A 13657-nucleotide genomic window follows, 5' to 3' on the forward strand; every position below is an offset into this window, starting at 1 on the left:
ACGCGATGATATACTTAGTATATCAATGAAATATAGTTAGGGTGAATCGGATGGAAGGACATTTATACGAACAGCTTTATAACCATATCCTTCAAGAAATTAATAAGGGGCAGATGAAGGCAGGAGATCGCGTATCCTCCGAGAAAGAATTGGCCGAACGGTTTGGCGTCAGCCGAATCACATCCAAAAAAGCGCTGGAGAAGTTGGCCGAAGCCGGGGTCATCAAACGCATTCAAGGAAAAGGATCATTTGTTGCGGATGGCGTTAGAGAAGGATTGGATCACAAACGTCAGTCGGAAGAAAGACCGAGTCTAGTATTCGATGAAAAAGAAAGACCGTTGATCGGGTTCATTATTTCTAATTTTTCCGACGAATTCGGCCTGCAGTTGCTTCGATCGATTGAAAAGCAGAGCGCCGAGCTCAACTACGATCTGATCATCAAGCGTTCTCGTGGGAACAGGGACGAAGAAAAACGTGCTATCCAATTGCTTGTAAGTCTAGGCATCAAAGGATTAATCGTGACTCCCATCCATGGCGAACATTATAATGCTGAGCTGCTTCGCCTCGTCTTGGACAAGTTTCCCGTTGTATTAGTCGACAGATATCTAAAAGGAATCCCGGTTTGCTCCGTTTACACGGACAATAAGAAAGCCGCCGAGGATCTTACGCTCCATCTGATCGGGAGGGGCCACGATAAAATCGCCTACTTGTCTCCGCCTGAGGTAAACACGTCAACCTTGGAGGAAAGGCTGTTGGGTTATACTTTGGCCTTTACCCAAGAGGGATTGAAGTTAAATCAGGACTATTGTTTAACGAATTTGAAGGGTATTCTCCCCAAGAACCTGGGCGGAACTGAAATCGATAACGACAAAAAGGCAATAGAGCATTTTCTAGAACAATACCCTGATGTGAAAGCGTTTGTCGCCTCGGAATTTCTGGTCGCAACCTTGTTGACTCAGGTCATCCACTCGCTTGGAAAATCACTGGACGAATATGATATCGTCTGCTTTGACTCACTCAACGATTACCTCGGGAAGCCGATATTCACTCACATTCAACAAGATGAGAAGCGAATGGGCAAAGAAGCTGTGGACTTGCTCGTCTCACAGCTGATCGGAGAAGCTGTCCCCGAACAGAGAATTATCGAGCATCGATTGGTCGTGAAGGAATAGCCGGTAACGGTAACTGAACAGCGATTGAAAAACCATGGGTTGCACTCATGGTTTTTTGTTTTGTACTCACCGTAAAGGCAATTTTCCCGGTGGTCAACATCAGAAATTGAGCAATTTTATGTACATAGATGTCGCGATATTGAAGTTGACATGGTATGTTTGACGCATTAATATACTTAGTATATCTAGATATACTATTTTTTTGAAAAAGAGGTGAATCTTCTCGGTATACACGCAGTAGCGAATCAAGAAGAATCAGTCGTTGAAAGCTGCATATCATTTCATAGTCAACTTCAATGTAAACGCATACATATTTAGTTTGTTATCCTACTCCCTTTAGTCTCCTGCACATCGGAACTTGATAGAAGGTGAAATAAGTTTTCAGGAAGGCAAGTTGAAATAACAAAACCAACCTTAAGGGGGATTTATGTATGAGAAAATCTAAAAACCTCGCAATTCCAACACTGGTGTCCGTTGTTACTATTTCAGTTCTTGCAACCGCTTGCTCATCGACTCAAACTACGGGTGGTTCTACTTCGACTAATCCTTCAGCCGCTCCATCAACCACAGCAGCCTCGGAAGCTAAAGGCGCACAAGGCGGCGTTTCCACTGTCACGATGTGGCATGGGCTTACCTCCATTGATTTGGATAATATGAATAACGTCGTAAAAGCTTTTGAAGCGAAAAATCCTACGATCAAAATCAAATTGGTTTATACAGAATCCAGTGAGGGCGCCGATCAGAAGCTGCTTACTTCGGTCGCAGGCGGCAATCCTCCTGACATTGCCTATTTCGACCGGTTTAAGGTCGGCTCTTGGGCTGCGCAAGATTCATTGACTGACCTGTCCGCAATGGCTGCAGCGGCTGGAATTAACAAAGATTCATACTATCCTTTTGCATGGGACGAGTCCAGTTATAAAGGCAAGTTATATGCCATTCCACTCGGAACGGATTCCCGCCTGCTCTTTTACAATAAAGATCATTTCAAAGAAGTGGGGCTCGACCCGAACAATCCGCCCAAAACGATTGCCGAACTCGAAGCTGCCGCTCAGAAACTGACCATTAAAGAAGGAAAACGTTTCAAACGGATCGGTTTTATTCCTTGGTACTCACAAGGGTGGCTATACGGCTGGGGATGGTCGTTCGGAGGGGATTTCCAGGATAAAGCAACCGGAAAAATCACGGCAAATGATCCTAAAGTCGTAGATGCGCTTCAGTGGATGACCGATTTCGGTAAGAAATACAATGTAGAAGACATTGCAGGATTCACAAGCGCAGCAGGCACCGATGAAATGGACCCATTCATTGCCGGTCAAATCAGTATGAAGATTAGCGGAAACTGGACGGTAGCGGGTATCAAGAAATTTAAACCGAACCTGAATTATGGCGTTACACCGATCCCGACACCTACAGGCTCTAACTTCACAACATGGTCCGGTGGTATGTCCTTAATCATCCCTAAAGGCGCCAAAAACGTAGAACCGGCTTGGAAGTTCCTTGAATTTTTAGGTAAAGAAGAAGGGCAATACTTGCTGAACTCCCAGTCAGGCATGTCGGTAATCGATTCGGTTAACGCCAAGTTCGGGTACAAGGACGATCCCATCATGAAAGAATTCGTTAATATTCTTCCGAAATCACACAACCGTCCGGTCATTCCTGAAGGGCAGCTGCTCTGGAATGAATTAGCTTCCGCAACAGAAAAAGCCACTCGCGGTAGCGGCACCCCTAAAGAGAATCTCGATAAAGTGACAGAGACCGTCAATAAAGCGTTAGAGAAATATAATAAATAAGATGCTCCGCAGGCAGGGAGAGTCCCTCTCTCCTTGCCTATTGGCGTTTTATATTCGGAAGGAGGATATACATGGCAAAGTTAACTGATTCTGTTCATGTGTTAGATCATGCAACAGCAAGAAGAAAACAAAGATCATTTCGCACATCAAGCTTGATTGGGTGGCTCTTTGCTTCACCTTGGGCTCTGGGACTCATTTGCTTTTATGCAATTCCAATGTTCGCATCCGTCTACTTCAGCTTCACCACTTACAGCATCCTTCAACCTGGTGAGTTTGTCGGTCTGAATAATTATAAGGATCTTTTTAACGATCCCTTGTTTTGGAAATCCATCTACAACACGATCTATTTTGCCGTATTTTTTGTTCCTTTAAGCATATTTTTCGGTGTGGCGCTCGCTATGATGCTGAATATGAAAATCAAGGGGATGGCTGTATACAGAACGATCTTCTTCTTACCCACCCTTGTGCCGCAAGTAGCTTTGGCCGTTCTATGGATGTGGTTGTTGCACCCAAACTTCGGCTTAGTGAATGGGATGTTAGCAAGCATCGGTATCGATGGTCCCCCTTGGCTCGGTGGTGAATCGTGGTCCAAACCTTCCCTTATCTTGATGTCGCTTTGGGGGATCGGCCATGCTGTCGTCATTTACCTTGCTGGATTAGGGGACATCCCCGACGAGTACTACGAAGCGGCGGAAATCGATGGAGCCAATTGGTTTCAAAAAACGAAAACCGTTACGCTGCCTTTGCTAACTCCTGTTATTTTCTACAATCTGGTCATGGGAACGATCGGCGCTTTTCAACAATTCACCCTCCCCTACACAATGACCAAAGGCCAAGGAACTCCTGCAAATTCCATGACATTTTACGTCATGTATTTATATGAGAACGGATTCAAATATTTCAAAATGGGCTATGCTTCCGCCATGGCATGGATCTTGTTTGTTATCGTCATGGCACTAACGGCGTTTATTTTCGTTTCGTCAAAACGCTGGGTTCATTATCAAGGAAAATAAAGGAGGCAATAACGGAATGAATCCTATCGCTGTTAAAAGAATTAACCGAACTTTAGCACATTTATGCCTAATTATTGCTTCATTCTTTTTCATTATTCCGTTTATCTGGCTGGTCTCAACTTCTCTGAAGCCGCTCACGCAAATTTTTACCTTTCCTCCGGAATGGATTCCGCATCCGTTTCAGTGGAGCAACTATTCCCGGGCGGTAGAGTACATCTCTTTTTGGACATATTTGAAAAACACTGCGATTATTACCATCGTCAGTACGATCGGTGTAATCGTCTCCTGTCCTTTGGTTGCATACAGTTTTGCCAAGTTGGAGTGGCGGGGTCGCGGCGTGATGTTCTTCGTCACCCTCGCAGTTATGATGATTCCCGGACAAGTCACGATGATTCCCCTTTTCCTTTTGTTTACGAAGTTAGGATGGGTCGGAACATCTCTCCCGCTCATTGTTCCTCAATTTTTTGGAGTACCGTTTTACATTTTCTTATTACGGCAATTCTTTCTTGGCCTGCCCGATGCCCTTCGCGAAGCGGCCCGAATAGACGGCGCCAGCGAGTTCCGCATTTATTTGCAGATCATGTTTCCGTTAGCCAAGTCAGCTGTCTTAGCTGTGGCACTGTTTCAATTTATGGGAAGTTGGACCGATTTTATTGGTCCCCTGCTCTATTTAACCAATGAGCCGTCCTATACGGTCTCCCTCGGATTGCAGCAATTCCAAAGTCAAAAAGGCTCTGAATGGGGCATGTTAATGGCCGTATCCACCATGATGACCATACCGGTGATTATCCTTTTCTTTTTTCTACAGAAAACATTTATTAACGGAATTACTTTTAGTGGTATAAAAGGTTAGAAAGGCAGCTGGCTTTGCCTTTATCAAAGGCGAAGCCAGTAGCCATTTTGCGAGCAACAGCCGGACGTTTGGTCGTACTTCATACGCGAAAGGGAACTGCAGGGCGCTATTCGAGGAAAATCGTCGATTTCAAAAGTTAATGGGAACTACAGGGCCTTATTCGCTCCAAAACAGCCAAATTTCGGGTGAAATGATGAAATAGAGGACCATTGTTCCCGCTAGTTATCCCAATTACTCCTTTCTGCCAAAATAACGGACCATAGTTCCCTCCACTACTCCGCCTCCGCGCCTGCTCACTTGTTCGGATAGAAGGCTTTTGGGGCTCGTATTATTCGGAAATGGCTCGGTTCGAGCCCAATCCAGGCAAATAAGAGCCACCAGAGACTTCTATCCTGCGAAAATGGGACTCTTCGGCTGGGATAGAAGGCTTTTGGGGCTCTTATTATTCGGAAATGGCTCGGTTCGAGCCCGATCCAGGCAAATAAGAGCCTCCAGAGACTTCTATCCTGCGAAAACGGGGGTTTTCGGCTGCGATAGAAGGCTTTTGGGGCTCTTATTTGCCTGAGTGAGGCTGGAATCGGGGCAGAATGCCCCTCTTCATTGGATGATTTCCAATGAAACGGCCATTCCAGCGGCTGAAATGCCATTCTCGTTGGATGAAATCCAACGAGAACACCTGGGAGGCCCGTATTCCTGCCTCATAACAGCAGCTCAATTGGAATTTGTCCAATGAAACAGCCAATTCCTCGTCTAAAATACTACGTTCACTGGATTTCATCCAATGAACGCCTTTGTGCCACGCCAACTCTCCGTGGTGACAAGAACTTTTTACCCCTTAAAGCTATCGCGCCATTTCAACAGCTTCTTTTCCAATACCCGCACCAACGAGTCGGAGCCTTTGCCGACGAAAGCAAAGATCAATATCCCGACAAACACGATCGCCGTCTGCGAGAACTGTCTGGCATCCAAGATCAAGTACCCAACCCCCTCGCTAGAGCCCATCAGCTCCGCCACGACCAAGCCCAGCCAAGCAACGCCGATCGAGAGCCGCAAGCCCAGCAAAATATTAGGCAAAGCCGCCGGCAGCACCAGTTTGGTAATTTGTTTAAACTTACTGAATTCCAGCACTCTAGCTACATCGAACAATTTGGAGTCAACATTGCGGATGCCAAGAAAAGTCTGCACATATAACGGGAAAAAGGCACCTTTGGCAATAAGCAATACCTTGGAAAACTCGCCAAAGCCAAACCAAAGAATAAACAACGGCGTGATCGCCAAATGGGGGATCGTACGAAGCATCTGAACGGAAGGGTCAACCGTTTGCTCGAACTTGCGGAACAAGCCGACGAGCAAGCCAAATCCCAGCCCTAAACTGCCGCCAATCAGAAAGCCTACGGCCGCACGCCAAATGCTGATTTTCACATGCCTGAAAAGCTCTCCGCTTATTAGCAGGTCATAAAAGGCCTGCCATATCGCATACGGCGTAGGCAGCAGTGTTTTGGACACCACGCCTAACGAGCCGAAGATTTGCCAGAGGATTAACGCCGTAATCGGCAAAATGCTCCCCCTGACGACGAGTTCCCATCTGCCTTCCTTCCTTTGCGGCGTTGAAAAGTTAGGCTGTTCGGACGAAACCGGCTGTTCAACGGCCTTGGGCCGGGAAATGGGCTGATTTTGGCCAACAATGACTTCTGCTTGACTCATCGCTGCTCCCTCTCTTTCTTTTCAATAGTAAAATGCTTTAAATACCCGAGCTGTCTATCAGCTCTAATTCCTCGACGGGCTCAAATTCGCTGAGCACCAGCTTGCGCAGCTCTTGGAACGAAACGGTTGTTTTTTTACGCGGATAAGGCAGGTCGACAGCAATGATGTTACGGATCGTACCCGGACGCGCATCCATCACAACGACCCTGGTAGCCAAGAACACAGCTTCATCAATGTCATGCGTTACAAGAATCATCGTTGTCCGATTTTTCTCCCAGATATCGAGTGCCACCTCTTGCAAATGCGAACGCGTGAAAGCGTCCAATGCGCCAAACGGTTCATCAAGCAGCAGCACCTTCGGATTCCGCAGCAAAGCCCTTGCTATGGCAACCCGCTGCGACATACCCCCCGACAGTTCTCTCGGGTACGATTTCTCAAATCCTTTCAGCTTAACAAGCTCGATCAAAGAATCCACACGCGCCCGCACATCCGGATCTTTCAGGCTAAGGTCTGCGGCGATGTTTTTTTCGACAGTCAACCAAGGGAATAAACGATGCTCCTGAAAAATAAATCCTTTATCGATGCCGGGCTTCTCAACTTGCTTTTGTTCGAGAAGCACTTTTCCGTTATGCTCGGTGTCCAGCCCTGCAATGATTTTGAGCAGTGTGCTTTTGCCGCAGCCGCTGGGTCCGATAATGGTGATGAATTCACCTTCTTTAATTTTCAGCCGAATGTTATGCAGCGCTTCGACACGGTGCCCTTGAGGCGTCTGAAACCATTTGCCCGGTAAATCAATATCTAGTGCAATTACGCTCATCAAGCTCTCCCCCTTAGGCCAATTTTTCTAAAAATAAAAAAAGAGACCTCCGCAGCCCCCCCTTTGCGGGGAAGCTAGGAAGTCTCCAGATACCTGGTGGACGCGATTTAATTCATAGTGATTCACTTGGATATACAGGGATCATATCATCACAAATTTTGGAAGTCAACCCTTTAATTCTTACATTACCCACTTGTTTTATCGGATTTGATGTGCTAGCATAACTAATCAATAACCCAGACAGCCCATTGGTCAACCAACGGCTCTCCAGGCACAGCCCACAGCGGCAGCTTGGAGAGCTTTTCTTTTTACCGGGGCAACTTCTACATTATGGAGGGATGAAGGATGAGTACACCTGAGCACCGGCAGCTGCGCTTGGGCGCATTTCTTTTTCAAGTGGGCCACCACGTAGCGTCTTGGCGTTATCCGGAGACGGATGCGCAGGGCATTTTGCAGCATGCATTTTATGAGCATTTTGCCCAGACGGCGGAACGCGGCAAGTTCGATATGATTTTCCTCGCAGACACCCTCGCAGTCATCGACCGCTTTAAAACGAACATCAAACATACGGTGACAATCCGGCCTGAGCCGATTACGCTTCTCTCCTACTTGGCAGGAGTGACCGAGCGTATCGGTTTGGCTGCAACCGTATCAACGACCTATCATGAGCCGTACAATTTAGCGCGTGAATTCTCCTGCTTGGACCATTTGAGCGGTGGTCGCGCAGCGTGGAATGTCGTGACCTCCGGCCGGGATGAAGAGGCTCATAATTTCAGCCAACAGCGTCATCCCGCTCATGAGAAGCGATATGAACGAGCGCGCGAATTCGTCGATGTCGTGACATCCCTATGGGATAGCTGGGAAGATGACGCCATTGTGGCCGACAAAGCTAGCGGCATTTTCGCTGACCCTGACAAGGTGCACGAACTGAATCATCGGGGCGAATTTTTCGCCGTACGCGGACCCTTGAATCTGCCGCGCTCGCCGCAGGGCAGACCCGTTGTCATTCAAGCGGGAGCTTCCGAAACCGGGAAGCTCCTCGCCGCACAGACGGCGGAAGTTGTCTTCACAGCATGGCAAACGCTGGAGGAAGCGCAGCTCTTTTACCGCAGCGTCAAGGAACTGGCTGTCGCTAACGGAAGAGCGCCGAATGACATCCTCATTATGCCGGGCATCTTCCCTGTCATTGGAGCAACGGAAGAAGAGGCCCGCGAGAAGGAAGCGCTCCTCCAGTCCCAAGTGCTGCCGGCCGTTGGATTATCCATGCTCTCCGCATCGCTGAATGTCGACCTGACCGGCTATCCGCTGGACGGCCCGCTGCCCGATCTCCCAGAGCTGCAGCAGGTGAACGGCGGCAAAAGCCGCTTCCAGCTCGTCTCCGATATGGCGCGCCGCGAAGGCTTGACGATCCGCCAGCTCATGTACCGGGTGACGGGCGCCCGCGGTCACCGCACCATTTATGGCACACCGGTACAGATCGCCGATCAGCTCGAAGAGTGGTTCAGCAGCGGGGCGTGCGACGGCTTCAATATCATGCCGCCTTACTTGCCCGGAGGTCTGGAAGAATTCGTCGATCTTGTCATACCCGAGCTGCAGCGAAGAGGGTTATTCAGAACGGAGTACGAGGGCACGACCTTGCGCGATCACCTCGGACTGTCAAGACCGGCAAGCCGCTTTCGAGCGGCTGAATCTGCAAGTAGAAACTGAGGGGAGCATGCCGATGGGAACGAACAATCAACAAAGACAGCTTCATTTGGGGGCTTTTATTTTTGGCGTAGGCCATCATATTGCGGCTTGGCGCTATCCGTTGACGAATACAAGCGGACTTTTGAAGCTTGATTTCTACAAGCAATTCGCGCAGACCGCGGAGCGAGGCAAATTCGATCTTATTTTTATCGAAGACATCCCCGTGCTTCCGGAGCCGCTGAACAGAGCTGTTCAGTATACTCTCCCCGTTCGGGCGGAACCGCTCACCCTGCTGTCTGCGCTTGCCTCCGTCACTAAGAACATCGGACTTGTCGGAACGGTATCCACGACTTACAGCGAGCCTTTTCATGTTGCACGCAAATTCGCTTCCCTCGATCATCTAAGCGGAGGGCGCGCAGGCTGGAATGCCGTCACAACGAGTATGGAAAATACGGCCAAAAATTTCGGACGCGACCATCACTTGGACCACACGCTCCGCTATGAGCGGGCGAAGGAATTCGTGGATGTCGTAACCGCGTTATGGGACAGCTGGGAAGATGGCGCGCTCCTCGTCGATAAAGCTTCCGGCCAGTTCGCAGATCCGGATAAAGTGCATGAGATTAATCATGTAGGCGAGCATTTTTCCGTGCGCGGCCCGCTGAACGTCCACCGCTCCGTGCAGGGACGCCCGGTTGTCGTGCAGGCCGGCTCATCCGCGACAGGGCAAGCTTTTGCCGCTCAGACAGCGGAAGTTGTTTTCACGGCGTGGCAGACGCTGGAAGAAGCGCAATGCTTCTACGCGTCGCTCAAAGGTCAGCTGCCCACTTATGGACGATCGCCCGATGAGCTGAAAATATTGCCCGGCGTCCTGCCCTTCATTGGGGCAACGGAGGAAGAGGCGAAGCAGAAGGAAGCCGAATTCCAGGATCTCGTCCTCCCCGCGGTCGGACTGGGGATGGTGCAGAACATCCTGAGAGTGGATCTGTCGGGCTATCCGCTGGACGGACCTCTGCCTGATTTGCCCGATGCTGCCGATATCAATGGCGGCAAAAGCCGCTACCAGCTTCTGCTCGATATGGCGCGCAGAGAGCAACTCACGATTCGCCAGCTGATCCACCGGGTAACCGGCGCCCGCGGGCATCGAACCATTGCCGGAACTCCTGTCCAAATTGCAGACCAATTGGAAGAATGGTTCGTGCATGAAGCTTGCGACGGCTTCAACATTATGCCTCCCTATTTGCCCGGCGGGCTGGATGAATTCGTCGATCTTGTCATTCCTGAGCTGCGGCGGCGCGGATTATTCCGCTCGGATTATACGGGTCGGACCTTGCGCGACCACCTCGGCTTAGCCAAACCTGCGAATCGCTTTGCAAAGCCAGCAGCGTCAGCATCATCTGTTCATTAATCATCTATTACATTCAGTGAGGGGTCATGGCCATATGAAAAAGAAATCATTTAATAATAAAAGATTATCCTTATTGACGCTTATCACGTTGGTTCTGCTATCAGCATGCGGAGCAAAAACGACGGGCGCTCCGACAAACGCAAGCACTGCGGCTCCAAGCGGCACACCTGCTGCGCAAAGCACCACTGCCACATCCACTCCCGCGGCTGCTCCGAAAGAGAAGGTCGTTGTCAACATCGGCATCCAAGGCAAAACAGGCGTCCTTAACTATGCGCGTGATAAGGGATATTTTGAAAAAGCCTTTACCGCAGTTGGCGCTGAAGTGAAATGGAATGAGTTCGCCAGCGGCCCTCCTCATTTCGAGGCCATTGCTGCCGGAAGGCTTGACTTCGGGGCTACCGGCGGGACTCCTCTAATTTCCGGTCAAGTCGGCGGGGTTGATTTTAAAGGCATAGCCGTTACGAGCGACGGGAAAAAAGGCAACATGATCGTCGTGCCGAAAAATAGCCCCATCAAGGAATTGAAAGATCTCAAAGGCAAAAAAGTCGCCGTGGCGAAAGGCAGCAGCGCCTATAACTTCCTATACATGGCTATCGACAAAGCCGGACTGAAAGGCGACGACGTGAAAGTCATTCAGCTTCAGCCCGATGAAGCCAGACCTGCTCTCGACAGCGGCGCCATCGACGCTTGGTCCATTTGGGAGCCCTACGCGACTACAGCGGTGTACCAATCTGGAGCATCTATTCTGGTCTCCGGCGAGAATCTGAACATCAATGCGCCTTCCTTCCTGATTGCGAGGACCAAATTTACACAGGAGCACCCCGATCTTACCGTGCTTTTCCTCAAAACTTACGAAGAAGCTCGTAAGTACTACGTCGATCATCAGGACGAAATCGCCGACGAGCTGTCCAAGTCCCAAAAGCTAGACAAAGCCATCATTGTGGATGTCTTGAAAAACACATTCCCGATTCTCTCTTCGATAACGCCTGAGTTCGCCAAAGCGCACCAGGAGCAGGCTGACTTCCTGCAATCCGTCGGCGCGATTCCGAAAAAGCTGGACACATCGCAAGTGCTTGAAAGCAAATTCATCGATCAAGCGCTGAAGAAATAGCGGTTTTGCAGCAAAATAACTAGAACAGCAGACTCTGAGGGCTAGGAGTTAAGCCGCTTGCAGCAAATAAGGGAGAAAATTCCTTCTAATTTGACCGCAGAAGCTGGTCAGATCAATTTAGCCTGAAAAACTCCCGCTATTTGTACCGATTTCGTGGGAATTCACTAAATCCGGTCAAATTAACGGGAGTTTTTTCCTTTATTCCCCTCCGAGATCTTCATTCCATCCATTTAGAGGTGAATTTTCCAGTTATTATACTACCACTACTTCCCTGACCCGAAAACATCATCGTTCATCCAACCTTCCCCACAACAAAAAAATCTGCCCAAGCTCACCGCTGCAAGCAGATTTCCTCTATGTATGCTACTGCACAGCAACCTTATCCGCTGCTTCTTGCGCCAACTTCTCCCGGATCTGCGCTTTACGCTCCTCGCGCTCGCTGGGTTTCATCCGCGGGCATGTGTAGCAGTAATAGCCGCCTTCCGTCCGGTAAAACATACAACAAGCGCTCTTCATCCGGATTTGCGTATCGGGCTCGCCCGGGGCTCCAGGATAATCCAAGAAAATGAATTTCACTTGCAGCGGATTCCCGGCACGCCCGAAGACTTGACCGCTCATACTTTGCGAAACAAACGTCCATTCTTCCTCAATGCGCAGCTGTTCCTCCTCGGAACCGGCTTGTTCCTTCATATTGTCGAAAAAGTAGCGAAGCCGCATCGGAAAAAGCTTCCATAGATGCGTGATATCCATCTCGGCTGCCAAAGAAGTAGCTTCTACGATCGGGCGAATATGGATGCCGTACCAGTTGTTCAGGCGCTCTTCGCGCCATACGCTGCGCTCTCCAGCCCGAGGGCCCTCAAGCGGCCGAATTTCACGAAGGACATAGCGGAACTCGGCATGCCCTTTGTCGTGTTGATAAATTTGCAACGTCCAAAGCTCCGGCGCCAAATCAATCAACTCATCCTTTGTCAGCATAAAATGCATGGCGTTGTTCAAAACACCAAGCCGGCTGATCACATACGCACCGGCCGCCGCAGGTTCGAGTGCCTTCATTAGCGGTGAATAGGCGTTAATCAACTCCTGCATACCGGTCTTAGACGAGAGACGGCTGCCTGCAATTGCAAATAACGGCTGTGGGTGCAGCTCCGTCGTAACTCCGAACTGCTCCGCGATAACATGCTGCAAAGACGAACTCATTTTCATGCCTCCTTCTTCCTCTTTAGCGGGATGCCCCAGCCGCAACCATGGTTTGTGGCTTTTCCGGAGCCTGCGCCTTCGTCTGCTTCTGCGCTGTCTCATCGCCTACAAGATCGTAAGGGATACAAAGCGGCACACCCGTACGCGGATCCGCAACGATATCCGCCTCAATGCCGAATACTTCGCGAAGCACCGGCGCGGTGACAACCTGCTCTGGTGTCCCTTCGCTGACCACCTGCCCTTGTACAATCGCGACCATATGATGCGCATAATGGGTCGCATGATTCAGATCATGAACGACCATAATAATGGTCCTTCCTTCTTCCTTGTTCAGCTTCTGCAGCAGCTTCAGTACTTCCAGCTGATGCGCCATATCCAGGAACGTGGTCGGCTCATCCAGGAAAAGAATGTCGGTTTGCTGCGCCAATGCCATCGCAATCCAAGCACGCTGCCGTTGACCGCCGGACAGCTGATCTACCGGACGATCGGCGAACGGCGTCATGCCGGTAACCTCAATCGCCCAAGAGATCGTCTCCTTATCTTCCTTCGTCATGGAGCCGAAGCCTTTCTGGTGCGGGAATCTTCCGTAAGACACGAGCTCGCTGACCGTCAAGCCCTCCGGCGCAGTCGGATTCTGCGGCAAGATCGCCAGCTCCCGGGCGACTTCCTTCGTCGTCCGTTGGTGGATGGACTAGCCGTCAAGATACACCTGGCCGCCTTTTATTTTCATAATACGCGCGAGCGATTTCAAAATGGTGGATTTGCCGGAACCATTGGCCCCGACAAGCGCTGTAATTTTGGCATCGGGAATGGACAAATTCAGGTTGCTGACGATCAAGCGATCGTCGTAAGCGATATCTACTTGCTGTGTATACAAACGAGTCATGGGGACGCTCCTCTCAGGATGAG

Annotated in this window: 10 protein-coding genes and 1 pseudogene; 7 read left to right on the forward strand and 4 right to left on the reverse strand. The window is 49.8% G+C overall.

The annotated features are described in order from the left end of the window. Nucleotides 1-50: 50 nt before the first annotated feature. From GC097_RS15745 to GC097_RS15760, 4 genes are all read left to right on the forward strand, one after another. On the forward strand, nt 51-1172 hold the full coding sequence (locus GC097_RS15745; RefSeq protein ID WP_171684245.1) for a GntR family transcriptional regulator: 1122 nt from the start codon (nt 51-53) through the stop codon (nt 1170-1172). Nucleotides 1173-1603: 431 nt separating this feature from the next. Beyond that, nucleotides 1604-2962, forward strand: a complete 1359-nt coding sequence (locus GC097_RS15750; protein WP_171684246.1) for an ABC transporter substrate-binding protein — start codon at nt 1604-1606, stop codon at nt 2960-2962. A gap of 71 nt (nt 2963-3033) precedes the next feature. Next, a complete protein-coding gene (locus GC097_RS15755; protein ID WP_171684247.1) occupies nt 3034-3975 on the forward strand; it encodes a carbohydrate ABC transporter permease in 942 nt (313 codons plus the stop codon). A 16-nt stretch (nt 3976-3991) separates the two neighbouring features. Then, a complete protein-coding gene (locus tag GC097_RS15760) occupies nt 3992-4828 on the forward strand; it encodes a carbohydrate ABC transporter permease (protein WP_171684248.1) in 837 nt (278 codons plus the stop codon). An 828-nt stretch (nt 4829-5656) separates the two neighbouring features. Here the strand turns inward: GC097_RS15760 and GC097_RS15765 are convergent. Both GC097_RS15765 and GC097_RS15770 read right to left on the reverse strand, forming a co-directional pair. Next, nucleotides 5657-6532 carry an ABC transporter permease gene (locus GC097_RS15765; protein WP_171684249.1) on the reverse strand — a complete coding sequence of 292 codons (876 nt, stop codon included), beginning with the start codon at nt 6530-6532 and terminating at the stop codon, nt 5657-5659. Between the two features lie 37 nt (nt 6533-6569). Beyond that, nucleotides 6570-7349, reverse strand: a complete 780-nt coding sequence (locus tag GC097_RS15770) for an ABC transporter ATP-binding protein (protein ID WP_171684250.1) — start codon at nt 7347-7349, stop codon at nt 6570-6572. Between the two features lie 345 nt (nt 7350-7694). Between GC097_RS15770 and GC097_RS15775 the strand changes: the two genes are divergently transcribed. The 3 genes from GC097_RS15775 to GC097_RS15785 are packed head-to-tail and all read left to right on the forward strand — an operon-like array spanning nt 7695 to nt 11551. Further along, nucleotides 7695-9056 (forward strand): LLM class flavin-dependent oxidoreductase, encoded by a 1362-nt coding sequence (locus GC097_RS15775; RefSeq protein ID WP_171684251.1) that lies wholly within the window; start codon nt 7695-7697, stop codon nt 9054-9056. Nucleotides 9057-9069: 13 nt separating this feature from the next. Continuing rightward, nucleotides 9070-10440, forward strand: coding sequence for an LLM class flavin-dependent oxidoreductase (locus tag GC097_RS15780; RefSeq protein ID WP_171684252.1), 1371 nt, complete (start codon nt 9070-9072; stop codon nt 10438-10440). 34 nt (nt 10441-10474) lie between these two features. Then, nucleotides 10475-11551 (forward strand): aliphatic sulfonate ABC transporter substrate-binding protein, encoded by a 1077-nt coding sequence (locus GC097_RS15785; RefSeq protein ID WP_171684253.1) that lies wholly within the window; start codon nt 10475-10477, stop codon nt 11549-11551. Nucleotides 11552-11914: 363 nt separating this feature from the next. On the opposite strand, the gene GC097_RS15790 is transcribed toward GC097_RS15785, so the two are convergent. Both GC097_RS15790 and GC097_RS15795 read right to left on the reverse strand, forming a co-directional pair. Beyond that, nucleotides 11915-12748 (reverse strand): (2Fe-2S)-binding protein, encoded by an 834-nt coding sequence (locus GC097_RS15790; RefSeq protein ID WP_171684254.1) that lies wholly within the window; start codon nt 12746-12748, stop codon nt 11915-11917. Between the two features lie 22 nt (nt 12749-12770). Beyond that, a pseudogene (locus tag GC097_RS15795) lies at nt 12771-13634 on the reverse strand (ABC transporter ATP-binding protein). Between the last annotated feature and the right edge of the window lie 23 nt (nt 13635-13657).

Source organism: Paenibacillus planticolens (assembly GCF_013141725.1).
GTDB classification, from domain to species: Bacteria; Bacillota; Bacilli; order Paenibacillales; family NBRC-103111; genus Paenibacillus_E; species Paenibacillus_E planticolens.

Coding starts and splice junctions, on each gene's coding strand:
- GC097_RS15785 (WP_171684253.1), top strand. CDS start 10,475: ATGAAAAAGAAATCATTTAATAATAAAAGATTATCCTTATTGACGCTT.
- GC097_RS15790 (WP_171684254.1), bottom strand. CDS start 12,748: ATGAGTTCGTCTTTGCAGCATGTTATCGCGGAGCAGTTCGGAGTTACG.
- GC097_RS15770 (WP_171684250.1), bottom strand. CDS start 7,349: ATGAGCGTAATTGCACTAGATATTGATTTACCGGGCAAATGGTTTCAG.
- GC097_RS15780 (WP_171684252.1), top strand. CDS start 9,070: ATGGGAACGAACAATCAACAAAGACAGCTTCATTTGGGGGCTTTTATT.
- GC097_RS15765 (WP_171684249.1), bottom strand. CDS start 6,532: ATGAGTCAAGCAGAAGTCATTGTTGGCCAAAATCAGCCCATTTCCCGG.
- GC097_RS15775 (WP_171684251.1), top strand. CDS start 7,695: ATGAGTACACCTGAGCACCGGCAGCTGCGCTTGGGCGCATTTCTTTTT.
- GC097_RS15745 (WP_171684245.1), top strand. CDS start 51: ATGGAAGGACATTTATACGAACAGCTTTATAACCATATCCTTCAAGAA.
- GC097_RS15750 (WP_171684246.1), top strand. CDS start 1,604: ATGAGAAAATCTAAAAACCTCGCAATTCCAACACTGGTGTCCGTTGTT.
- GC097_RS15755 (WP_171684247.1), top strand. CDS start 3,034: ATGGCAAAGTTAACTGATTCTGTTCATGTGTTAGATCATGCAACAGCA.
- GC097_RS15760 (WP_171684248.1), top strand. CDS start 3,992: ATGAATCCTATCGCTGTTAAAAGAATTAACCGAACTTTAGCACATTTA.